At 75.4% G+C, this 21,999-nt stretch carries 23 protein-coding genes; 7 read left to right on the forward strand and 16 right to left on the reverse strand.

Going from position 1 to position 21,999, the window contains the following annotated elements:
- A partial coding sequence (locus E4P43_RS09205) for a hypothetical protein (RefSeq protein WP_209313807.1) occupies nt 1-1,149 on the reverse strand: 1,149 nt, incomplete at its 3' end.
- 67 nt (nt 1,150-1,216) lie between these two features.
- Between E4P43_RS09205 and E4P43_RS09210 the strand changes: the two genes are divergently transcribed.
- The 5 genes from E4P43_RS09210 (at nt 1,217) to E4P43_RS09230 (ending at nt 7,708) form a co-directional block, all read left to right on the forward strand.
- On the forward strand, nt 1,217-2,509 hold the full coding sequence (locus tag E4P43_RS09210; RefSeq protein ID WP_135145158.1) for a polysaccharide biosynthesis protein: 1,293 nt from the start codon (nt 1,217-1,219) through the stop codon (nt 2,507-2,509).
- A 141-nt stretch (nt 2,510-2,650) separates the two neighbouring features.
- Nucleotides 2,651-3,052 carry a cupin domain-containing protein gene (locus tag E4P43_RS09215; protein WP_135145159.1) on the forward strand — a complete coding sequence of 134 codons (402 nt, stop codon included), beginning with the start codon at nt 2,651-2,653 and terminating at the stop codon, nt 3,050-3,052.
- Nucleotides 3,053-3,156: 104 nt separating this feature from the next.
- Nucleotides 3,157-6,030: an FAD-binding and (Fe-S)-binding domain-containing protein gene (locus tag E4P43_RS09220; protein ID WP_135145160.1), complete on the forward strand. Its 2,874-nt coding sequence runs from the start codon at nt 3,157-3,159 to the stop codon at nt 6,028-6,030.
- Nucleotides 6,031-6,052: 22 nt separating this feature from the next.
- A complete protein-coding gene (locus tag E4P43_RS09225; RefSeq protein ID WP_135145161.1) occupies nt 6,053-6,538 on the forward strand; it encodes a cation:proton antiporter regulatory subunit in 486 nt (161 codons plus the stop codon).
- Between the two features lie 6 nt (nt 6,539-6,544).
- Nucleotides 6,545-7,708, forward strand: coding sequence for a cation:proton antiporter (locus tag E4P43_RS09230; protein ID WP_135145162.1), 1,164 nt, complete (start codon nt 6,545-6,547; stop codon nt 7,706-7,708).
- Nucleotides 7,709-7,723: 15 nt separating this feature from the next.
- Here E4P43_RS09230 and E4P43_RS09235 read toward each other — a convergent pair whose 3' ends face one another.
- The 14 genes from E4P43_RS09235 to E4P43_RS09300 form a co-directional block, all read right to left on the reverse strand.
- A complete protein-coding gene (locus tag E4P43_RS09235) occupies nt 7,724-8,362 on the reverse strand; it encodes a GDSL-type esterase/lipase family protein (RefSeq protein ID WP_245159037.1) in 639 nt (212 codons plus the stop codon).
- 42 nt (nt 8,363-8,404) lie between these two features.
- Nucleotides 8,405-9,931 (reverse strand): MDR family MFS transporter, encoded by a 1,527-nt coding sequence (locus E4P43_RS09240; RefSeq protein ID WP_135145163.1) that lies wholly within the window; start codon nt 9,929-9,931, stop codon nt 8,405-8,407.
- Between the two features lie 120 nt (nt 9,932-10,051).
- Nucleotides 10,052-10,654: a TetR family transcriptional regulator gene (locus E4P43_RS09245; RefSeq protein ID WP_209313808.1), complete on the reverse strand. Its 603-nt coding sequence runs from the start codon at nt 10,652-10,654 to the stop codon at nt 10,052-10,054.
- Between the two features lie 57 nt (nt 10,655-10,711).
- A complete protein-coding gene (locus tag E4P43_RS09250) occupies nt 10,712-11,479 on the reverse strand; it encodes a crotonase/enoyl-CoA hydratase family protein (RefSeq protein ID WP_135145164.1) in 768 nt (255 codons plus the stop codon).
- Nucleotides 11,480-11,558: 79 nt separating this feature from the next.
- The gene (gene fabG / locus E4P43_RS09255; protein WP_135145165.1) at nt 11,559-12,326 is read right to left on the reverse strand and encodes a 3-oxoacyl-ACP reductase FabG; all 768 of its coding nucleotides are present in this window, start codon (nt 12,324-12,326) and stop codon (nt 11,559-11,561) included.
- Between the two features lie 96 nt (nt 12,327-12,422).
- Nucleotides 12,423-12,845: an ATP-binding protein gene (locus tag E4P43_RS09260; protein ID WP_245159038.1), complete on the reverse strand. Its 423-nt coding sequence runs from the start codon at nt 12,843-12,845 to the stop codon at nt 12,423-12,425.
- A 17-nt stretch (nt 12,846-12,862) separates the two neighbouring features.
- Nucleotides 12,863-14,200 (reverse strand): AI-2E family transporter, encoded by a 1,338-nt coding sequence (locus tag E4P43_RS09265; RefSeq protein WP_135145166.1) that lies wholly within the window; start codon nt 14,198-14,200, stop codon nt 12,863-12,865.
- 68 nt (nt 14,201-14,268) lie between these two features.
- On the reverse strand, nt 14,269-14,667 hold the full coding sequence (locus E4P43_RS09270; protein WP_135145167.1) for an ankyrin repeat domain-containing protein: 399 nt from the start codon (nt 14,665-14,667) through the stop codon (nt 14,269-14,271).
- A 48-nt stretch (nt 14,668-14,715) separates the two neighbouring features.
- A complete protein-coding gene (locus E4P43_RS09275) occupies nt 14,716-15,189 on the reverse strand; it encodes a GNAT family N-acetyltransferase (protein ID WP_245159039.1) in 474 nt (157 codons plus the stop codon).
- Nucleotides 15,190-15,191: 2 nt separating this feature from the next.
- A complete protein-coding gene (locus E4P43_RS09280; protein WP_135145168.1) occupies nt 15,192-15,944 on the reverse strand; it encodes a dienelactone hydrolase family protein in 753 nt (250 codons plus the stop codon).
- 16 nt (nt 15,945-15,960) lie between these two features.
- Nucleotides 15,961-16,506 carry a hypothetical protein gene (locus E4P43_RS09285; protein WP_135145169.1) on the reverse strand — a complete coding sequence of 182 codons (546 nt, stop codon included), beginning with the start codon at nt 16,504-16,506 and terminating at the stop codon, nt 15,961-15,963.
- Nucleotides 16,507-16,576: 70 nt separating this feature from the next.
- Nucleotides 16,577-17,101 (reverse strand): hypothetical protein, encoded by a 525-nt coding sequence (locus E4P43_RS09290; protein WP_135145170.1) that lies wholly within the window; start codon nt 17,099-17,101, stop codon nt 16,577-16,579.
- Nucleotides 17,098-17,685: a hypothetical protein gene (locus E4P43_RS09295; RefSeq protein ID WP_135145171.1), complete on the reverse strand. Its 588-nt coding sequence runs from the start codon at nt 17,683-17,685 to the stop codon at nt 17,098-17,100. The genes E4P43_RS09290 and E4P43_RS09295 overlap by 4 nt, the downstream gene beginning before the upstream one ends.
- 38 nt (nt 17,686-17,723) lie before the next feature.
- A complete protein-coding gene (locus tag E4P43_RS09300) occupies nt 17,724-18,191 on the reverse strand; it encodes a PPOX class F420-dependent oxidoreductase (protein ID WP_135145172.1) in 468 nt (155 codons plus the stop codon).
- 78 nt (nt 18,192-18,269) lie between these two features.
- On the opposite strand from E4P43_RS09300, the gene E4P43_RS09305 reads away from it, so the two are divergent.
- Together E4P43_RS09305 and E4P43_RS09310 are read left to right on the forward strand one after the other, a co-directional pair.
- Nucleotides 18,270-19,562, forward strand: coding sequence for an AI-2E family transporter (locus E4P43_RS09305; RefSeq protein WP_135145173.1), 1,293 nt, complete (start codon nt 18,270-18,272; stop codon nt 19,560-19,562).
- Between the two features lie 93 nt (nt 19,563-19,655).
- Nucleotides 19,656-20,603, forward strand: coding sequence for a PAC2 family protein (locus E4P43_RS09310; protein ID WP_135145174.1), 948 nt, complete (start codon nt 19,656-19,658; stop codon nt 20,601-20,603).
- A gap of 66 nt (nt 20,604-20,669) precedes the next feature.
- Here the strand turns inward: E4P43_RS09310 and E4P43_RS09315 are convergent, their stop codons facing one another.
- Nucleotides 20,670-21,971, reverse strand: coding sequence for an aromatic acid/H+ symport family MFS transporter (locus E4P43_RS09315; RefSeq protein ID WP_135145175.1), 1,302 nt, complete (start codon nt 21,969-21,971; stop codon nt 20,670-20,672).
- Between the last annotated feature and the right edge of the window lie 28 nt (nt 21,972-21,999).

The raw sequence follows: 21,999 nt of genomic DNA on the forward strand, positions 1-21,999 counted from the left end.
GTCCCGCGCTCTCCGCCACGTCGGCTGACAGTACGCACCGTGCGTTGCGTGCGCCCCGCTCACCCCACGTGTCCGCGCATTAGCGCACCGGGGGCGGCGGCGCGAGGCGAAACGCTCGGCCAGGGGCAGCGCCCACCACGCGGCCCACTTCTGGCCGTCGCGCAGCAGCCCGGCCCCGGGGACGGACCCGACGGCCCACTCGAGCAGCTGGGTCGCGCCGGGCAGCGCGCCGGCGCAGGCCAGCAGCAGGCCGGCGCCACCGAGCACGAGCAGGCCGCGGGCCGCCGGCGAGCGCGCGCCCACGCTCGCCCAGCCGAGCACCGCGACCGCCACCAGCAGCAGGGTCAGCACCGGGACGAACGCCGACGTCCGGCTGCCCGGCACCGCGTCGGCGTTCCAGATGCCCCCGGTGCCCAGGACCGCGACCAGCGTCCCGCCCCAGTTCTCCGCCCGGGCCGCGAAGGCGGCGACACCTGCGGGGTCGGAGGCCCCACCGGCCGGGTGCAGCGCCCCGGCCACGACCCACGGCAGGGACAGCAGCACCCCGCCGGCGGCGGAGGGCAGGCGGGCCCGGCCGACGAGGGCCAGGACCAGGCCACCGGCCAGCAGGGAGCCGGTCGGCGTCAGCGCCGCCGGCGCGCACACCAGGAGGAGCCGGGGCAGCGCGCCCGGCTCGCCGGCGCGCACGCGCAGCGCCGCGCGGGCGATCCAGGGCAGGGCGGCGTAGGCGACCAGCAGCGTCCAGTGGCCGATCAGCAGCCGCTCGCCGAGGTAGGGGCTCCAGCCGTAGACCAGCCCCGCCACCAGCCCGGCGGTCCCGCGGCGCCCGTCCGCCGCGGGCGGCACGAGCCGGGCAGCGCCGAGCACCGCGGCGTAGACGGTGGCGACGAGCACCAGCTTCTGCACAACGTCGCCCGGTACGACGGCGGTGAGGACCGCCATCGCCGCGTCGGCCGGGACCGCGCGCGGCAGCGAACCGCCCAGGCCCAGCGCGTCGGCATCCAGATCCTGCCGCGGGACGAAGACCATGTCCCGGAGGAGCACGAAACCGGGGCCCAGCGCGGGCCCGGTGACCAGGAGGGCGACGACCAGGGCCAGGACGCGCGCCGGCCACGGCGCCGCGTCGGCGCGGGCCCATCGCTCGTCCACCTGCTCGGTCTCTCCCGTTCCGACACCCGCGCGCCGGGTTCCCGGCCGACGTGCGCAGAGTAAGGGGGTGAGTGCGCTGCGATCGAGGACCCGCCAGGGACGGCGCTCCCCCGGCGCAGCCCCGTCCTCCGGGCTGCTCGGGGCGACGGCGGTCGTGTCCGTCGCCTTCCTGGGTGCGAACGCGCTGGCCTACGTCTTCACCGTCGTCGCCGCGCGGCAGCTGGCCCCCGCGGCCTACGGCGAGCTGGCCGCGCTGCTGAGCGTCCTGCTCGTGGGCTCGGTCCCGGCGGCGGGCCTCCAGACGGCGGCGGCGCTGCACCTGGGCGGCCGCCCCGGCGACGAGCGGACGATGGCCCGGCTGCACGCCTCGAGCGCCTTCCTGGCCGTCGGCGTCTGCGCCCTGGGGCTGGTCCTGGTGCCGGTGCTCGTCGCCGCCCTGCACCTGCCGGCGGCCTCCGCCGCCGTGTGGCTGGCGGCGCTGCTGCTCCCGCACACGCTGGTGCAGGGGTACCAGGGGATGCTGCAGGGGTCGGGCCGCTACCGGCAGCTGGCCCTCGTCACGCTGGTGCTCGGCGCCGGCAAGCTGGTCGGCGGCGTCGCCGGGCTGCTGCTCGGCGGCACCACGTCCGCGGCCCTGGCGGGGATGGCCGCCGCCGCTGTCGTCGCCGCCGTCATCGGCTGGCTGGCCGTGGGGCGGCCGGGCCTGGGCCGCGGCACCCGGGCGCCGGTGACCGCCGCGCTGCGCGCGGCCGGCGCCCTCCTGGGGTTCACCGTGCTGCTCAACCTCGACGTGCTGCTCGCGCGGCACCACCTGCCCGCCGCGGTCACCGGTGAGTACGCCGTCGCGGCGATCGTCACGAAGGTCGCGTTCTGGCTCCCGCAGGGCGTGGGGGTGGTGCTGCTCCCCCGGCTCGCCGACGCCGCCGGCCGCCGGCGGGCGCTGCCCGCCGCCCTGGCCGCGGTGGGCGGTCTGGGCGCCGTACTCACCCTGGGCACGGCCCTGATGGGCGAGCGGGCGCTGCCGCTGATCGGCGGGGCGGCCTACGGCGGCACGCTCGGCTCGGCCACCTGGGTGTTCGCCGCGCTGGGCACGCTCCTGGCCCTGGCGCAGCTGCTGCTGTTCTCCGGCATCGCCGCCGCGGACCGGCTGGCCACGGTGGCGGTCTGGTCAGCGGCCGGGCTGGAGGCGGTGGTCGTGGCGCTCCTGGCGACGACGGACCGGCTCACCCTGCTCTCGCTGGCGACGACCTCGGTGCTCACCGCGGCCGCGCTCGTGGCGACCGGGCTGGTCCGCTCCCGCCGCGACCGCGCCGTCCCGGTGCTGGCCCCCGAGGGGGTCGTGCCGGCCCCCACCGCCTGACCGGCCCGTTCGTGATCAACACCGCGGGCCGGGGAGGACTACTCCGCCTCCGGTCAGGGCAGGAGCACCTCGTCGTCCGCCCGGAACGCCCTCCGGCGACCGGGCGGCAGCCTCGGCCCCGAGACGAGAGGAGCGCCGCCCATGGCGTCCGTCATCCACTACACGATCGCCACCGAAGCCGAGAAGAGCCCCGACTTCCGTCGCGTGCTCTGGACCGGCACGAAGACCCAGCTGGTCATCATGACCATCCCGCCGGGCGGTGAGATCGGCGAGGAGGTCCACGAGGACATCGACCAGATCCTCACCTTCGTCAGCGGGACCGGTAAGGCGATCGTCGCCGGCTCGGAGAAGAACGTGGCCCAGGGCGACCTGGTCGTGGTGCCCGCCGGCAAGAAGCACAACTTCGTCAACACCGGCGCGAACCCGCTGATCCTCTACACGGTCTACGGCCCGCCGGAGCACGCCGACGGCGCGGTGCACAAGACCAAGGAAGAGGCCGACCGCCTCGAGGAGGAGGGCAAGGACGAGCCTCCGACGGAGTGACGTCGACGTCCCACCGGCTGTGGCCGGGCACCGCGGGTGCCCGGCCACAGCCGTGCCGGGGGCCGGACGTGCCCGCCGGAGAGGCCCGGGCGAGACTCGGCGTCATGAGCGCACCCGCGGCCCCTCCCTCGACCGACGCTGCCGACGCCGCCCGTGCCGTCGTCGACGAGCTCCGGCGGGCGGGGATCGCCGACGTCGACGACTCCGGGCTGGCCCGCGCCCTCTACTCCTCCGACGGGTCGCTGTACCGCGTGCTCCCGCGGGCCGTGGTCCGCCCGCGCAGCACCGACGAGGTCGTCGCGGCCCTCGACGTGTGCCGCCGGCTGGGGGTGCCGCTGACCGCCCGCGGCGCGGGCACGTCGATCGCGGGCAACGCCGTCGGCACCGGGGTGGTCCTGGACACCAGCCGCCACCTGGCGCGGGTCCACGCGGTCGACGCCGAGGCGCGGACGGCCACCATCGACCCCGGGGTCGTCCAGGCGGCCCTGCAGACCGCCGCGCGCCCGTACGGGCTGCGGTTCGGGCCGGACCCGAGCACGCACAACCGGTGCACCGTCGGCGGGATGATCGGGAACAACGCCTGCGGCTCACGCGCCCTGGGCTACGGCCGGACCTCGGACAACGTCGTCGGCCTGGACGTGGTGACCGGGTCCGGGGAGCGCCTCACCCTGGCCTCCGGCAGCACACCCGGGGACTCGGCCGTCCTGACGGCGCTGCGCCGGGTCGTGGACGGCGACCTCGCCACCCTGCGGACCGAGTTCGGCCGCTTCGGCCGGCAGGTGTCGGGCTACTCGCTCGAGCACCTGCTGCCCGAGCGGGGCTTCGACGTCACCCGGGCGCTGGTGGGCAGCGAGGGCACGCTCGCCGTCGTCCTCGGGGCCACGGTGAAGCTGGTCGCCGACGCCCCGGTGCGCGGGCTGGTCGTGCTGGGCTACCCGAGCATGCCGGAGGCGGCCGACGCGACCCCGGCGCTGCTCCCCCACGAGCCGACCGCCGTCGAGGGCCTGGACGCCCGCATGGTGCAGCGCCTTCGCGACGTGCCGGCCGCCGTCGTCCCCGACCTGCCCCGGGGCGAGGGCTGGCTGGTCGTGGAGCTGACCGGTGACACCGAGGCCGAGGTCGTGGCCAAGGCCCGCGGCGTGCTGGCCGACGCCGGCGCCCTGGACTCCCTGGTGGTCACCGACCCGGCCGAGGCCGCCGCGATCTGGCGGATCCGGGAGGACGGCGCCGGGCTGGCCGCCCGCACCTCGGACGGGCACCCCGCGCACGCGGGATGGGAGGACGCCGCCGTCCCCGTGGAGCAGCTGGGCGCCTACCTGCGCGAGTTCGACGCGCTGCTGGACCAGCACGGCCTCCAGTGCGTCCCCTACGGCCACTTCGGCGACGGCTGCGTGCACGGCCGGATCGACTTCCCGCTCGGGTCCGGCGACGACGCCGGGCGGAGCCGGTACCGGGCGTTCGTGCGCGACGCCGCCGGGCTGGTCGCCGGCTACGGCGGCTCGCTCTCCGGGGAGCACGGCGACGGCCGGGCGCGCAGCGAGCTGCTGCCGCTGATGTACTCCCCCGCCGCGATCTCGCTGTTCGAGCAGGTCAAGGCCGTGTTCGACCCCGACGACGTGCTCAACCCGGGGATCCTGGTCCGCCCCGTCCCCGTCGACGACGACATCCGGATGGCCCAGGCCCCGCGGAAGCGCGACGGTCTCGCGCTGGCCTACCGGCACGACGGCGGCGACTTCTCGGCCGCCGTGCACCGGTGCACCGGTGTCGGCAAGTGCCGGGCCGACCTGCAGTCCTCCGGCGGGGTCATGTGCCCCTCGTGGCCGGCCACCCGCGAGGAGAAGGACACCACCCGCGGCCGCGCCCGGGTGCTGCAGGAGATGCTCGCCCCCGGCGGGCCGGTCAAGGACTGGCGCTCCCCCGAGGTGCACGACGCCCTCGACCTCTGCCTCTCGTGCAAGGGCTGCTCGCGCGACTGCCCGACCGGCGTGGACATGGCCTCCTACAAGGCCGAGGTGCTGCACCAGTCCTACCGCCGCCGGCTGCGCCCCCGCGCGCACTACACGCTCGGCCGGCTCCCGTTCTGGGCCGACCTGGCCGCGAGGGCGCCGCGGCTGGTCAACGCCGTCCTGCGCTCCCGGCTGGGCGGGCGGGTCGCCAAGTGGGGCGCGGGGATGGACCAGCGCCGGGAGGTGCCGCCCTTCGCCCAGCGCACCTTCCGCGACGAGTGGGCCGCCCGCCCCCAGGGTCAAGATGGCCATTCTGGCCCTGGGGAGGGGCGGCCGGTCGCGCTATGGGTGGACTCGTTCACCGACCACTTCGCCCCCGAGGTCGCGCACGCCGTCGCCCGGGTCCTGGAGGCGGCCGGCTACCGGGTGCAGGTGCCCGGCGCCGACACCTGCTGCGGCCTCACCTGGATCACCACCGGCCAGCTCGACACCGCCCGCGCGACCCTCGCGCACACGGTCGACACCCTGCTGCCGCTCGTGGACGCCGGCATCCCGGTCGTCGGCGTGGAGCCCTCGTGCACCGCCGCGCTGCGCGGTGAGTCCCTGGAGCTGGTCGGCGGGGAGGCCGCCGAGCGCGTCGCCCGCGGCACCCGCACGCTGGCCGAGCTGCTCGCGGCCACCCCCGGCTGGGAGCCGCCGTCGCTGGCCGGCGTGCAGATCGTGGCCCAGCCGCACTGCCACCACGCCTCGGTGCTCGGCTGGTCAGCCGACGCCGCGCTGCTGAAGAAGGCGGGCGCGACGGTGACCCGGCTCGGCGGCTGCTGCGGCCTGGCCGGCAACTGGGGCGTGGAGAAGGGCCACCACGACGTCTCGGTGACGATCGCCGAGCAGCAGCTGCTCCCGGCGGTGCGCGACCTGCCGGACGGCGCGGTGGTCCTCGCCGACGGGTTCTCCTGCCGGACCCAGCTCGACCAGCTGGCCGGGCGCCGCGGCCAGCACCTCGCCGAGCTGCTGGCCGACCGCCTGGGCTGACCCCGTCTGGGACCATGCGGGGGTGGACCTCGAGGAGACCCTGCTGCCCGGTGTCGGCGTCCGCTACGAGCTGCGCTGCAGCTCGGGGCAGGTGCTCGGCATCGTCGTCCAGCGCGAGGGGGGCGCGGAGATCGCCGTCTACGACCGGCGCGACCCCGACCGGGCGCAGGGCATGTTCCGGCTCAGCCCCGCCGAGGCCGACGCCGTGGCCGAGGTGCTCGGCGCCCCGCGGCTGACCCAGCGCTTCGCCGACCTGTCCAAGGAGGTCCCCGGCCTGGAGTCGGCACGGCTGGGCATCCAGCCGGGGTCGCCGTTCGACGGCCGCCCGCTCGGGGACACCCGGGCCCGCACGCTCACCGGCTGCTCGATCGTCGCCCTGGTGCGCGGCGCCGACGTCGTCCCATCCCCGGGGCCGGAAGACGTGCTGCACGGCGGGGACGTGCTGGTGGTGATCGGATCCGGCGCCGGCCTCGCGCAGCTCGAGCGCCGGCTCGCCGGCCGGGAGTAGCCCCGCGTGGACCACGTCGCCGCGCTGCTGGTCGAACTCGGCCTGCTGTTCCTCGGCCTGTCGGTGCTGGGCATGGTCGCCCGGCGCCTGGGCCTCTCCCCCATCCCCTTCGTGCTGCTCGCCGCCCTGGCGGTGGGCAACGGCGGGCTGGTCCCGCTGAGCACCGCCGAGCCCTTCCTCACCGCCGCCGCCGAGATCGGCGTGGTCCTCCTGCTGCTCACCCTCGGCCTGGAGTTCTCCGCCACCGAGCTGTTCAGCTCGTTCCGGCGGCACGCGCCGTCGGGGGTCGTGGACCTGGTGCTCAACGCACCCCCGGGCTTCGTCGCCGGGCTGCTCGTCGGCCTGCCGTGGCAGGGCGCCCTGGCGCTGGCCGGCGTCACCTGGATCTCCTCGTCCGGGATCGTCGCGCGGCTGCTGGGCGACCTCGGCCGGCTGGCCAACCGCGAGACGCCGGCCGTGCTCGCCGTCCTCGTGCTCGAGGACCTGGCGATGGCCCTGTTCCTGCCGCTGCTGGTGGTCGCCCTCGCCGGCCAGGGCCCGGCGGCGGCGGTGGCCGGTATCGGGCTGGCGGTCGGCGCGGTGGTCCTGGTGCTGTTCGCCGCGCAGCGGCACGGCCACCGGCTGGGCCGGCTGCTCAGCCACGACGACGACGAGCAGGTGCTGCTGCGCCTGGTCGGGCTGACCCTGCTGGTGGCCGGCGCCGCGCAGGCGATGGGCGCCTCCGCGGCGGTCGGCGCGTTCCTGGTCGGGCTGGCGCTCCCGGCGGACTTCGCCGAGCGGGCGCGGGCGATCCTCGGGCCGCTGCGGGACCTGTTCGCGGCGCTGTTCTTCGTGGCCTTCGGGTTCGCCACCGACCCCGGCGCGATCCTGCCGGTGCTGCCGGCCGCGCTGGCGCTGGCCGCCGTCAGCACCGCGACGAAGATGGGGACCGGCTGGTTCGCCGCCCGGCGGGACGGCGTAGGGGTGCCGGGACGCCTGCGCGCCGGCACCGCGCTCGTCGCGCGCGGCGAGTTCTCCATCGTGATCGCCGGTCTCGCGGTGAGCGCGGGACTGGCCGACGTCGGCCCCGTCGCCACCGGCTACGTGCTGGTCCTCGCCGTCGCCGGGCCGGTGATCACCCGGTTCGCCGACTCCGCGGCGCTCCGGCGGCCGGTCACCGCCCCGGCCTGAACCTCAGGTCGAGGGTCAGGCTGCTGCCTCGTCCCGCCGGGCGCGGGCCGCGGCCAGGACGTGCGGGGTGAGCGCCCGGGCGATCCGCGCGTAGCCGGCCGAGGAGGGGTGGAACCGGTCGGCGGAGAACAGCCCCGGGTCGGCGACGAAGGCGGTGGCCAGGTCGGCGACGACCGAGGCGACGGTGGCGCCCCCGGCCTCGGCCACCCGCGTCTGCCCCTCCTGCAGGACGGCGCAGGCCCCGCGGACCAGCGGCCGCAGCGCCGGCGGGACGAACGGGACCATGGACATGTCCGGCGCCGGCACGACCACCACGGCGCTGCCTGCGGCGCGCAGTGCAGCGACTGCAGCTCCCAGCGCCGCGGTCGCCTGCGCGGCCGGCACGAAGCGGGCGAGGTCGTTGGCGCCGATGACGACCAGGGCGAGGTCCGGGCCGAGCGCGACGGCGCGCCGCACCTGCGCGGCGAGGTCGGCCGAGACGGCACCGGGGACGGCCAGGGCGTGCAGGTCGACGTCGAAGCCGTCGGCGGTCAGCTCGGCAGCGAGCCGGCGGCCGATGGTGTCCTCGGTACGGGCCGCACCGGTGCCGTACGCGATCGAGTCACCCAGGACGACCATGCGCACGGGAGCGCGGCGGGAAGCAGTGGGGGCCACGACCGGACAACGCCGGTCGTGGCCCCCGTATGCCGCCGCGGGTCAGTGCAGCGGCAGGCCCGCGGCGCCCTGCTCCTCGGCCAGGCGCTGCGCGCCCGACGTCGTCTTGAGCGCCTTCTCCTTGATGAACAGCACCGTGACCAGCGCCAGCGCCGCCAGCGGCACGGCGATGCGGAACAGCTCCGCCGTCGCGTCCGCGTAGGCGTTGCGGATCAGCTCGCGCACCGGCTCCGGGAGCATGGACATGTCCGGGGCCGCGGCCTCGCCGCCACCCTCCACCGGGCCGAGCACGCTGAGGTCCTCGGCCACCCGGGTGGCCAGCAGGGCACCCAGGACGCTGACGCCGACCGTGCCGCCGAGGCTGCGGAAGAACGAGACCACCGACGTGGCCGCGCCCAGCTCGTGCGCCGGGACGTCGTTCTGCGCGGCCAGGACCAGGTTCTGCATCAGCGCACCGACGCCGGCGCCCAGGACGACCATGAACAGGCCGAGCACCCAGGGGGAGGTCTGCGCGTCGATGGTCGAGAACAGGGCGAAGCCGACCGTCATGAGGACCGCGCCGGCGACCAGCCAGCCCTTCCAGCGGCCGGTCTTGGTGATCAGGGCGCCGGCGACCGTCGAGGACACCAGCAGGCCGCCGACCAGCGGCAGGGTGAGCAGGCCGGACTCGGTCGGCGAGTAGCCGAGCGAGACCTGCAGGTACTGGGCCAGGAAGACGGTCCCGCCGAACATCGCGACACCGACCAGGGCGCTGGCGACCACCGACAGCGTGACGGTCCTGCTGCGGAAGATGTCGAGCGGGATGACCGGCTCGGACACCTTGGACTCGACGACCACGGCCAGGCCCAGCAGCACGACGGTGCCGCCGACCATGAGCGCGGTCTCGGTGGACAGCCAGTCGTACCTGTCCCCGGCGAAGGTGATCCAGATCAGCAGCAGGCTGACGCCGGCCGTGATGAGCAGCGCGCCCCACCAGTCGATGCTGGCCGTCCGCCGCGGGACGGCGGGGAGCTTGAGGGTGCGCTGCACGAGCACCATCGCCAGCAGCGTGAACGGCACGCCGAGCAGGAAGCAGAAGCGCCAGCCCAGCCAGTCGGTGTCGACGATGACGCCACCGATCAGCGGGCCGCCCACCGTGGCGACGGCGAAGATCGCGCCGAAGACACCGGCGTACCGGCCGAGCTCGCGCGGCGGGATCATCGCCGCCATCACGATCTGCACCAGGGCGGTGAGGCCACCGGCACCCATGCCCTGCAGCGCGCGGGCGACGATCAGCATGGTCGTGTCCTGCGAGAAGCCGGCGAGCAGCGAGCCCACCACGAACAGGCCGAACGAGAGCTGCAGCAGCAGCTTCTGGCTGAAGAGGTCGGCCAGCTTGCCCCACAGCGGGACGGTGACGGTCATCGCCAGCAGCTCGGCGGTGACCACCCAGGTGTAGATCGACTGGCTGCCGCCGATCTCGGGGATGATCACCGGGAGGGCGTTGGACACGATGGTCGCGGCCAGGATGGCCACGAACATGCCCATGAACAAGCCGGAGAGTGCCTGGAGCACCTCCTTGCGCGTCATCGGTGCAGCGACCGCGGGGTCCCCGCCGGGCGGGGTCGCCGCAGCGGCAGGTTCGACGGACGTGGACACGGTTCTCCTCGTGGTGCTTCGGGTCCCGGACGGCGATCGGCCGCCGGGGGGTCAGTGGGTGCGCGGGGCGGGCAGGCCGGCGGCGAGGACGTCGACCGCCTCGTCGAAGAGCGCGGCCAGCGGGCGGGTCTCGCCCAGGGCGTGCCAGCGGCCGAGGCTCACGCGGAAGGCGGCGCCGAGCACTGCGGCGAGCAGCGCCGGGTAGAGGTCGCCGTCGACGTCCTGGCCGGTGCGCTCGGCGATGGCGTCGGCGACCTCACGCTCGCCCGTGCTGCCGATCTCCAGCACGCGGGGCAGCGCCTCCGGTGCGGCGGCGAGCACGGCCAGCCGCTGGCGCCAGCTCTCCTGGTCCTCGTCGAACGCCTGGAGCTGGGCGCGCATCGCCCGCCGGGCCGCCTCCAGCACCGGCAGCGCCGGGTCCTGGTCGCGCAGGTGGGGGCCGAAGGTGGCGTCGCCACCGTCGGGCCGCAGCAGCGCCTCCTCCTTGCCGGAGAAGTAATTGAAGAACGTCCGGTAGGAGACGCCGGCGCGGGCCGCGATCTGCTCGACGGTGACCGCGGCCAGGCCGTGCTCGACCGCGAGGTCCAGGGTCGCGCGGGCCAGGGCGGCCCGGGTGCCCTGCTTCTTGCGCTCGCGCAGGCCCGGTTCGGTCACCGGCCCACTGAAGCAGATTTCTTGCACACCGTGCAATCTTTCACGGTGTGCAACGCATCACCGGCCGCGCCACACCGGCGCGCGCCGCTCGGCGAAGGCGGTCGACCCCTCGCGCGCGTCCTCCGAGGCGAAGACCGGGCGCACGACCTCGTCCTGCCGGTCCCACGCCTCCTCAGGGGACCACCCGGGGGCCGACAGCACGACCTGCTTGGTGGCCGCGACGGCCAGCGGCCCGTTGGCCGCGACCCGCTCGGCCAGGGCCAGGGCCGCCTCGAGCGCGTCGCCGTCGTCGACCACCCGGTTCACCAGCCCCACCGCCGCGGCCCGCTCGGCGTCCACGGGGTCGCCGGTGAGCAGCAGCTCGAGCGCGACCGCGCGCGGCACCCGCTGCGGCAGGAGCAGCGCGGCGCCGCCCGCCGCGACCAGCGAGCGCTTCACCTCGGGGACGCCGAACCGCGCGCTGCGGCCGGCCACCACGAGGTCGCAGGCCAGCACCAGCTCGAAGCCACCGGCCAGCGCACCGCCCTCCACCGCCGCCACCAGCGGCTTGCGCGGCGGGGTCCTCGTGATGCCGCACAGCCCCCGCCCCTCGATGGCCGGCGTCTCGCCGCGCAGGAACGCCTTGAGGTCCATGCCCGCGGAGAAGAAGCCGCCCGCGCCGGTGAGCACGCCGGCGCGCAGGTCCTCGGAGGCGTCCAGCTCGTCGACGGCGGCGGCCACGTCCCGGGCCACGGCGGCGTCGAGCGCGTTCTTCGCCTGCGGCCGGTTGATCGTGATGACCTGCACGGCTCCACGGCGCTCGACGAGGACGGGCTGCTCGGACACGGGACCTCCGGGGTCGAGGATGACGCTGGGCCGGGCAGCCTAGTGGCTGCCCGGCCCAGCGAGAGGGAACTGCCGTGCGTCAGGCCTTGGGGCCACCGGCGGCGTAGACGACCTGGCCGGAGACGAAGCCCGCGCCCTCGCTGACGAAGAACGACACGAGGTGCGCGATGTCCTCGGGCTGCCCCACGCGGGCGACCGGGATCATCGAGGCGGCGCCCTTGATGAAGTCGTCGAACGGCACGCCCATGCGGTCGGCCGTCGCCTTGGTCATCTCGGTCTGGATGAAGCCCGGGGCGATCGCGTTGGCGGTGACGCCGAACTTGCCCAGCTCGATGGCGAGGGTCTTGGTGAAGCCCTGCAGGCCGGCCTTGGCGGTGGAGTAGTTCGCCTGGCCGCGGTTGCCCAGCGCGGAGGTGCTGGACAGGTTGACGATCCGGCCCCACTTCTGGTCGATCATGTGCTTCTGGGCCGCCCGGGTCATGAGGAAGGCACCGCGCAGGTGCACGTTCATCACGATGTCCCAGTCGGAGTCCGACATCTTGAAGAGCATGTTGTCGCGGAGCACACCGGCGTTGTTGACCAGCACGGTCGGCGGGCCGAGCTCGGTGGCGATCCGCTCGACGGCGGCCTCCACGGCCGCGGAGTCGCTGACGTCGGCGCCGACGGCCAGGGCCTTGCCGCCCGCGGACTCGATCGCCTCGACGGTCGCCTTCGCGGCGCCCTCGTCCAGGTCGAGGACGGCGACGGCGAAGCCGTCCTGGGCCAGCCGGATGGCGGTCGCCGCGCCGATGCCCCGGGCCGCGCCGGTCACGATGGCCACGCGGGACGTGGTGCCTGCCTCGCTCATGAGAGATCCCTTCAGGTCGGATGCCGGCGGTCACCGGGAGCCCCGGTGCGCGGCGAGCTGCGCCCGACACGTTACGGCCGCCCGTTGCGGCCCCCGTCACAAGGTCCGCGGCGGCCCCGGCCGGACGACGTCGACCCGGTCGAACCCCTCCGCCACCGACGGCGGCACGAAGCGCGCCCGGGTGGCGAACACCCCCACGGGCGGCACCCGGGCCGCCCCCTCCCGGGCCTCGTTGCGGGCCAGGCTGACCTCCGGTGGGGTGTCCAGCCACACGGCCCGCACGGGCACGCCGGCCGCCCGCGCCGCGGCCACCAGCGGCGCCCGCTCCTCCGCGGAGGCGTTGGTGTTGTCGACGACGACGCTGCGCCCCGCCGCGAGGAGCATGGCGACCACCCGCTGCTGCCGGGCCTCGCGCCGCCGGGCGCGCGGCCAGTGGTCCTTGCTGACCACCGCGTGGGTGCCGGCCAGGTGCGCGGCGACCCAGGTGCTCTTCCCTGCGCCCTGGAGGCCGACCACCACGACCAGCTCCTGAGCGGTCAGCCCTTGTCCGTGGCGTCGACCGTCTCGGGCGCCTCGACCACGACCGGCTCGGCCACGGCCGGGTCGGCGGCCTCGGCCGCCTCGGCGGACGAGGACCGGCGGTGCGGGTGGTGGTGCAGGCGGCGCATCGAGGCCAGCGTCGCGTGCCGGGCGGCCATCCGCCGGCGGGCGCGGTTGGTGCGGGGGGCGCGGGGCTCCTCCCGCAGCAGGGCGTCCAGCCAGTGCCCCCGCGGGTCGACGTCGACCAGCAGCGCCTTGACCAGCAGGGTCAGCGGGATGGCCAGGAGAGCGCCGAGGGCGCCGAGCACCCAGCTCCAGAAGAGCAGCGCGATGAACGTGACGGTCATCGACAGACCGACCGAGTCGCCCACGAACCGCGGCTGGACCAGCGTCTGGACGACGAAGTTCAGCAGCGAGTAGACGACCAGGATGGCCACGAACTCGCCCCAGCCGCCGGCGAGCAGCCCGAGCACCGCGGGGGGCGCGACCCCCAGCACGAAGCCGATGTTCGGCACGTAGTTCGTGATGAACGCCAGCAGGCCCCACAGCGGCGCGGCCGGCACGTCCAGCCAGACCAGCGCGATGGTGTCGCCGACCGCCACGATCGCGCCGAAGACGGTGCTCACCAGCAGGTAGCTGCGGGTGCCGCGGGTGAACAGGGTGAGCGCCACCGGGAGGTGCGGCCGCTCGGAGGCGACGAGGGCCATGCGCCGGCTGAAGCCGCTGGACTCGATCGCCATGAAGACCAGCGCCGAGAGCAGGAGCACCAGCGTGGAGGCCGCGCTCGTGAGCCGGGCCAGCAGGTCGGTGGCCAGCCCGACCAGCGAGCCGTAGTCGATCTGCTGCACCAGGTCCGACACCTGCCCGGAGACGATCCCCCGGTTGTTCAGGTCGGCGACGACGTCGTTGATGAGGACCTGCGCCTGGTCGGCGTAGTCCGGGAGCAGCGCGGCGAACTGGGCCACGGAGACGACCAGCAGCGCGACGAACCCGAGCAGCACCGCCCAGACCAGCAGCAGGAGGACCGTCGTCGCCACCCAGCGGGGGGTGCCGATCCGCCGCAGCCAGCTCTGCACCGGCGCCAGGGCGATCACGACCACCAGCGCCAGGAACACCGGGGCCACGAGCCAGGCCACCGCCTGCAGGCCGGCGATGGCGATCGTGGCCGCGGCGGTCCCGCCGACCACCACCAGCCACCGCGGCAGCCCGGACGTGGCGGGGGCCTCGGGCGGGTCGGCGGGGACGGCGCCCGACCCGGGCGCGACGTCGTCCTGCTGCGTGCCACGGGCCGCCGTGCGCGGGCCCGCCGCCGGCAGGTCGCGTGCTGCTGCCATGCCCGCACCCTCCCCCTCGGTGCCGCCGATCATGCCCTCACCCTCGCCGGGAGGCGACGGCGGTGGCGCTAGGCGCGCCCGTCCAGCAGCGCGGCCATCGCCGGCAGGTCGAAGAAGGTCGCCATCTCGCGGGCGCTGGGCCCGCCGGCGTCGGGGTCGGCACCGGCGGCGAGCAGCGCCTGCACGGTCTCGGTGGACTGCTTGAAGACCGCCGCCGCGAGCGCCGTCTGGCCGCGGTCGTTGGCCCGCGCGTGGTCGGCCCCGCGGGCCAGGAGGGCGGCCACCGTCCCGGGGTGGCCGTGGTAGGCCGCGAGGATCAGCAGGGTGTCGCCCTTGTCGTTGGTCAGGTTGGCCGGCACCCCGGCGTCGAGGTAGGCGGAGAGCTCCTCGGTGTATCCGCCGCGTGCCAGGTCGAAGACCCGGCCGGCGAGTTCGATGACCTCGGGATCGATCTGCTGTCCGCTCACGCCTCCAGCGTAGGAGGCGGTCACGGCGCCGGCCCGCCACCTGCCCCGTCAGAGTGGGAGCTTGAGCCCCGCGTGCGAGTGGACGAACCCGAGCGCCTCGTAGAACCGGTGGGCGCCGGGGCGGGACAGGTCGCTGGTGAGCTGCACCAGGGCGCACCCCTGCCGGCGGCACTCCTCGACAGTCCAGCGGAGCAGCGCTCGCCCCAGCCCCTCGCCGCGGCGGTCGGCCCGCACGCGGACGGCCTCCACCTGGCCCCGCAGGGCACCGCCGCGGGCCAGCCCGGGCAGGAGGGAGAGCTGCAGGGTGCCGACGACGTCGTCGCCGTCCGCGGCCACGACGAGCAGGTGCGCGGGGTCGCCGTCGATCCGGTCGAACGCCGCCCGGTAGGGCGCGAGGTCCGCTCCCTCCCGGCTCCGGCCGAGCGGGTCGTCGGCCAGCAGCGCCACGAGGGCCGGCAGGTCCTCGGCCGTCGCCGGCCGCACCCGCACGGCGGTTCCGGGCAGCGGCCCCCAGGCCGGCACGCTCAGCGCCGGGCCACCTGGTCGGTGAGGGCGAGCAGGTGCTCCCACGCGTCGTCGCAGGCGTCGGCCCAGTCCCCGTAGGAGCGGTCGAAGAAGGAGTGCGGCGCGCCGTCGTAGACGACGGCGTCGACCTCGGCACCCGCGGCACGCATGCGCTCCGCGAGGGCCAGCTGCTCCTCGACCGGGGTGGCGGTGTCGGCACCGGCGATGAGCATCACCGTCGGCAGGTGCGCCCGGTCGGCGGCGTCGCCCACCAGCGAGGGCCGCCCGTAGAAGCCGGCGCAGCCGGCCAGGTCGAGGTCGCCGCCGGCCAGCCGCCACGCGTGGCTGCCGCCGAAGCAGAAGCCGACGGTGACGACCGGGAGGTCCTCCCCCGCCTCGGCCCGGAGGTGCGCCACGGCGGCGGCGACGTCGGCGTCGATGCCCTCCGGGGCGGTCCGCGGGATGTGCTGCTGCCAGTCGAAGTCCTCGCCGCGGGTGCCGCCCTCGCACACGCCCGCGGTGCGCCCGAACCAGTCGATCGCCACCGCCGCGACGCCGGCCTCGGCGAACCGCTCGACCAGTGCCACGTAGTAGGGGTGCAGCCCGCGGATGTCCGGGAGCACGACGACGCCGGTCCGCGCCGGCTCGGCGGGCAGGGCGGTGCTCACCGTGAACTCGGTGCCGTCGGCCGCGGTGAGCGTCGAGGACGAGGTGGCCCCGACGGCGCCGCTGCGCGGCGGTGCCGGGGGGCGGCTGTCGTGGCTGTGGCACATGCGGCGGTCCCCCGGATCAGGTGTCGGCGGCGTCGGACGCGGCCTCGGAGCGGCCACCGAAGACCTGGCCGGCGACCTCGCGCCGGGCCTCGGCCAGCCAGGTGTGCTGGTCGTCGGCCTGGTCGATGAGCCGCTCGAACAGACCGGCGTCGATCCGGTGGTCGACCTCGCCGAGGGCGCGCAGCGTCTCGAAGCCGGCCCGCTTGGCCAGCACCGCGGTGGCGATGAACTCGAACTCCACCAGGTCGCTCAGCGGCGACCGGGAGAACAGCCGGCCGTTGAGCTTGCCGCGGCTGAGCTTCTCCGCGACCCAGGTGGCCGCGAGCTTGTACTGGCGGACCGGCAGGCCCAACGCGCCCATCGTCGTGCGCAGCGCGGCCCGCTCCTCGCGCAGCTCGTCGAGCAGGCTCTCCATGGGGCCCTCGAACCGGGTGCCGCGGTAGCGGCCGATCATCCGGCCGACCAGCTCGATGCCGCCGGTCGCCGCGGCCAGGTGGTCGTTGCAGTAGATGGCCAGCAGCTCGGGGTTGCGGACGGCGCCGGTGGCGGACGGGTCGGGCACGGGGCCTCCAGGAGGGACGACGGTGTGCCGTCATTGTCGTCGCCTGGTGATCACCGCGCTCGGCGTGCGCTCACCCGCGCAGCAGCACCGCCACCCCGACGCACGCCGCGGCCCACAGCGCGCTGGCCAGCGTGCCGACGATGAAGCGCTCGGCGGCGGCGGGCGCGCGCAGCTCCGAGAAGCGGCCGAGACCCTTCACCGCCAGGATCACGGCCAGCCCCTCCGGCCACCCGACCAGCAGGGCGACGGCGAGGGCGGCGCGCTCGAGCACGCCGATCCAGGCCCCGCCACGCAGGATGTCGGGGTCCTGCGGGCCCCCGGAGACGCCGGCGGCGGCCGGGTCGGCCGCGTGCAGCACCGCCGTCGCCACGGGACCTCCGCCGCCGACGGCGGCGAGGACGGCGAGGACCGCCCCGGCCTGCAGCGCCCCCTCCCCAACCTGCTCGCCGAGCCAGGAGAGCACCGCGGCGACGGCGAGGGCGCCGACCAGCGCCACGGCGCCGCCGGCGACGACGGGCCTCCGCTCGCCGCGGAGGGTGAGGAACAGGCCCGCCAGCGCCACGAGCCCGAGCAGGACGAGGACGGCGGTGGTCATCCGGCGGCCCTCGCGAGGAGCCGGGCGCCGGTGGGCCGCAGCTCGCGCTCGAGCTCCCAGGCCGCGGCGGCCAGCCGCTGGCCCACCGCCTGCCGCGTGATGCCGAGCTCCGCGGCCGCCTCCGCCTGCGTGCGGCCGCCGTCGACCAGGTCGATGGCCTCCCAGGCCTGGGCGCTGCGCCGGCCGAGGAGGACCGCCAGGGCACTGAGCACCGACTGCGCGTCGGCGGCGTCCGGCGGCACCGCCCCGCGGACGGCGAGCCGCATCGGGCGCTGCTTGGCGGCGTCGACGGCGCGGCGGGCGGACAGGAAGGCCGGGCCGGTCGCCGCACGGGTGCTGGGCGGCAGCGGGGTCTGCACGGGGCCGGCGCCGATGCCGATGCTCCAGCCGCCGAGCCGGAGGAGCCGCACGGTCACGTCGACCACCGCCTCGGGCGTTCCCAGGACCCCCTGGAACTCGTCACCGGCGGTCCGCTCGAAGGGCAGCACGACGCGCACCCCGGTGGTGAGCTCGGCGAGGGCCTCGCCCACCCGGTCGGGCCCCCGGCGGCTGCCCTGCTGGTCCACGGTCAGTACGTACGGCACTCGACAAGGCTGACACCTTTCCTCGGCAGATGCAAGCCTCAGAGCTTGTCGGCCACCTCGGCGGGGAAACCGCCCGTGGCGATCGGCCCCCAGCCGGTGATGGTGACCCGCACCAGGGACTTCCCCTGCTTGGCCATCGCGGCCCGGTACTCGTCCCAGTCGGGGTGCTCCCCGCTGATGGAGCGGAAGTACTCGACCAGCGGCTCGAGCGCCTCGGGCAGGTCCAGCACCTCGGCCTGCCCGTCGACCTGCACCCACGGCCCGTCCCAGTCGTCGGACAGGACGCAGAGCGAGACGGCGGGGTCACGCCGGGCGTTGGCCACCTTGGCCCGCTGCGGGTAGGTGGAGACCACGACCCGCCCCTCGGCGTCCACCCCGCAGGTGACCGGGGACAGCTGCGGGGCACCCGAGGAGCGGCGGGTCACCAGCACCGCGCGGTGCCGGGGCCGGAGGAACTCCAGGAGCGCGGCGCGGTCGACCTTGTCGGCGGTGGCGATCTTCGGCATGCACGGAACGCTACGACTCGGGTGTGATGATCGTTTCCCGACCGGTCCCCGGGCGCGATCCGTGATGGGATCGCGGGCATGAAGCTGCGCCTGCCTGGTCGGACTCCCGCTGCCCCGCGCAGCGAGGACGAGCCGCGTCCCCAGCCTGCGCCCCCGCAGGACACCGTCGCCCCGGAGGTCTCGGGCTCGCCGGCGCCCACGCACGGCCGTGGCCCCAAGATGCAGCGCGCGCTGCGGACCCTGGCCACGACGTCGGCGCAGCTGCTGCTGATCCTCGCGGCCGTCTACGTGCTGGGCTACGTCCTCGGCAAGCTCTGGGTGATCCTGCTGCCGATCGTGCTCGGCCTGCTCATCGCCACCGTGCTGTGGCCGCCGACGCGCCTCCTGCGCCGGGTCGGCGCGCCGCCGGCGCTGGCCGCCGCCGTCGTCCTGCTCAGCTTCCTGGCGATCTTCGGCGGCATCATCGCCGCCATCGCCCCGCAGGTGGCCGACCAGGTGACCGAGCTGGCCGACCAGGCGACCGCAGGGCTGCAGGACGTCCAGGAGTGGGTGCAGGGGCCGCCACTGAACCTCGGCCAGGACCAGGTCGGCGACGCGGTCGACTCGGTCATCGACTCGATCCAGGGCAACGCGCAGAACATCGCCGGCTACGCCGTCACCGGCGTGTCCGCGGTCGGGAACGGTCTCATCAACCTGGTGCTGGCCCTCGTCCTGTGCTTCTTCTTCCTCAAGGACGGGACCCGCTGGGTGCCGTGGCTCTCCGCGCAGACCGGCCCCCGGGCCGCCCGCCACGTCGCGGCGCTGTCCTACAAGACCTGGTCCACGCTCTCGGAGTTCATCCGCCAGCAGGCCCTCGTCGGCTTCGTGGACGCCTTCTTCATCGGCATCGGCCTCTGGATCTTCGACGTGCCGCTGGTGATCCCGCTGGCGATCCTGACCTTCTTCGGCGCGTTCATCCCGATCATCGGTGCGTTCGTGGCCGGCGCCTTCGCCGTCCTCATCGCCCTGGTCAGCCAGGGCTTCACGACCGCCCTGATCATCCTGGTCATCGTGCTGGTGGTGCAGCAGCTCGAGGGCAACGTGCTGCAGCCGATCATCCAGGGCCGCGGGTTCAACCTGCACGCCGCCGTCGTCATCCTCGCGGTCACCGCCGGCGGCAGCCTGGCCGGCATCATCGGCGCCTTCCTGGGCGTGCCGGTCGCCGCGCTCATCGCCGTCGTCTACCGGTACGTGCGCGACGAGCTCGACGACAAGTCCCCCGAGGTCGCCGACGACGGCACCCGGGCGCGGGTCGACGGCGACGACTCGGGTACCACCGTGACGCGCGAGCAGGTGGCGCAGCCGCCGTCGTCGGAGCCCCGGCGGGCCTGACCCTCCCCCCGCGGGAGGACCACGGGAATGCCGGACGGGCGCCCGCGCGCTGCACCACCTGTCCGGCGTCAACACCCACCAGGAGGTCCCACCGTGGCCCAGTCACCGGAGGAGCTGTTCGAGCTGCTCCCCGCGGCAGACCGGTTCCTCGACCGCGAGGCCGCGGTCACCGACCCGGCCGAGCGACGCGGGCTGGTGCTGGTGCACGACCTGGCCGGCGACTTCGACGCCGCGTCGGCGGGCAGCCTGGCCGGCGCCCACCTGCTGAGCGCGCTCCCCCACGAGGTGGTCGCCCGGTTCGACGCCGACAGCCTGGTCGACTACCGCGCCCGCCGCCCGCGCATGACCTTCAACGCCGACCGGTACGAGTCCTTCGCCGCGCCCGAGCTGCTGCTCTACGCCGTCGAGGACGACACCGGCGAGTCGTTCCTGCTGCTGCACGGCGCCGAGCCGGACTACGCGTGGGAGCGGTTCGTCGCCGCGGTCGGGTCGCTGGTCGACCAGCTCGGCGTCACGAGCGTCGCCGCCCTGCAGGCCATCCCGATGCCCGTGCCGCACACCCGGCCGGTCACCGTGACCGCGCACGCCACGCGCCGCCAGCTGATCGAGCCCTACCCGGTGTACTGGGGCGAGATGAGGATCCCGGGCAGCGTCTCGGCGCTGCTGGAGCTGCGGATGGGCGAGGTCGGGGTGGACGCCTTCGGCGTGGCCGCGCACGTGCCGCACTACCTGGCGCAGGCCACCTACCCGGCCGCCTCGCTCACCCTCATCGAGCACCTGGAGCGGCTGACCGGCCTGCGGCTGCCCACCGACGCGCTGCGCGAGGCCGCCGAGGCCAACCGCACCGAGATCGACGAGCAGATCGCGCGTTCGGCGGACAACACCGCCGTCGTCGCCGCCCTGGAGCAGCAGTACGACTCCTTCGCCGCCGCCCGCGAGGGATCGGACCTGCTCGGCTCCGCCGGCGAGGTGCCCAGCGCGGACGAGATCGGCGCGGAGTTCGAGCGGTTCCTCGCCGACCAGGACCGCAAGCGCGACTGACCCGGCCAGATCTGCACACTCGCCCCCATCAGCGTGCTGATGGGGGCGAGTGTGCAGATCTCGTCGCTAGCGGCGGGCCGTGCGGGTGATGCTCAGCGCCAGCGCACCGAGGACGCCGACGACGGCGAACATGTAGAAGCCCCACGGGAAGGCGATCCCGGCGCCGACGAGCAGGCCGGCCAGGATCGGCCCCACGATGGCGCCGACGCGGCCGGCACCGGCCGACCAGCCCAGCGCCGTCGCCCGCACCTGCGGCGGGTGGTTGGCGCTGACCAGCGCGTACACCAGCACCTGGGCGCTGAAGACGAAGCAGCCGGTCAGGAAGACCATCACGTAGATGCCGGCGATCGGCAGCTTGATCGACAGCAGCGCCAGCAGCAGCGCGGCGGCGGCGAACCAGGCCATGCCCGCCTTGCGGGCACCGATGCGGTCGGCCACCCCGCCGGCGACCAGCAGACCGGCGATCGCGCCCAGGTTCAGCACGGTGAGGAAGGCCAGCTGTGCGCCGAGCTCGTAGCCGGCCTCCCGCATGATGCCGGGCAGCCAGTTGTTCAGGCCGTAGACCAGCAGCAGGCCCATGAACGAGGTGACGCCGATGGCCACCGTGTTGCGCAGGTAGCTGCTGCTGAACAGCGTCCGCAGGTTCGCGGCGGCACCCCCGGCGCTCGCCTCGCTGGCGTGCGGGTCGACGGCGGCGGCGGGCGCCTCGAGCTCGAGCCCGTACCGGCGGGCGACCTCCTCGGCCTCGGCGCGGCGGCCGTGCGAGGCCAGGTAGGCGGCCGACTCGGGCAGGTGGCGCACCATGAGCGGGACGAGCACCAGCGCGGGCAGGGCGCCGATGACGTACATCCAGCGCCAGCCGATCGGCTCGACGACCAGGATGCCCAGCGCCGAGGTGGCGACGGCGCCCACGTGGTAGCCGGTCATCATCGTCGTCGTCGCCCGGCCGCCGCGCGCGCCCCGGCTGAACTCGTTGACCATCGCGATCGCCGTCGGCAGGGCGCCGCCCAGGCCCAGGCCGGCGAGGAACCGCAGCACCCCGAACACCGTCGGGTTCGGCGCGAACGCGCAGAGCAGGGTGAGCAGCGAGAAGGCCACCACGGCACCGATGAGCGCCTTGCGGCGGCCGAGCAGGTCGGTCAGCGTGCCGATGCTCAGGGCGCCGACCATCATGCCGACGAGGCCGACGGTGATCAGCGTGCTGGCACCGCCGGCGCTCAGCTCCCACTCGGCGGAGATGCCGCTGAGCGTGGTCGGCACGACCACGAGGTCGAAGCCGTCCAGGAGGACGGCGATCCAGCAGAGCGGGGCCACCCACCCTGCGGCGCGGGCGGTGGTGCCACCGGTGGCGGTGGAGGTGGAGCTCACGGCGGTTCCCCGGGGGTCGGTGGTCAGG

The organism is Blastococcus sp. TF02A-35 (assembly GCF_004571075.1).
Classification (GTDB): Bacteria; Actinomycetota; Actinomycetes; order Mycobacteriales; family Geodermatophilaceae; genus Blastococcus.

Bases quoted from the DNA above. Each gene is read 5' to 3' on its own strand.
- E4P43_RS09215 (WP_135145159.1), top strand. From the start codon at position 2,651: ATGGCGTCCGTCATCCACTACACGATCGCCACCGAAGCCGAGAAGAGC.
- E4P43_RS09220 (WP_135145160.1), top strand. From the start codon at position 3,157: ATGAGCGCACCCGCGGCCCCTCCCTCGACCGACGCTGCCGACGCCGCC.
- E4P43_RS09240 (WP_135145163.1), bottom strand. From the start codon at position 9,931: ATGACGCGCAAGGAGGTGCTCCAGGCACTCTCCGGCTTGTTCATGGGC.
- fabG (WP_135145165.1), bottom strand. From the start codon at position 12,326: ATGAGCGAGGCAGGCACCACGTCCCGCGTGGCCATCGTGACCGGCGCG.
- E4P43_RS09265 (WP_135145166.1), bottom strand. From the start codon at position 14,200: ATGGCAGCAGCACGCGACCTGCCGGCGGCGGGCCCGCGCACGGCGGCC.
- E4P43_RS09280 (WP_135145168.1), bottom strand. From the start codon at position 15,944: ATGTGCCACAGCCACGACAGCCGCCCCCCGGCACCGCCGCGCAGCGGC.
- E4P43_RS09290 (WP_135145170.1), bottom strand. From the start codon at position 17,101: ATGACCACCGCCGTCCTCGTCCTGCTCGGGCTCGTGGCGCTGGCGGGC.
- E4P43_RS09300 (WP_135145172.1), bottom strand. From the start codon at position 18,191: ATGCCGAAGATCGCCACCGCCGACAAGGTCGACCGCGCCGCGCTCCTG.
- E4P43_RS09305 (WP_135145173.1), top strand. From the start codon at position 18,270: ATGAAGCTGCGCCTGCCTGGTCGGACTCCCGCTGCCCCGCGCAGCGAG.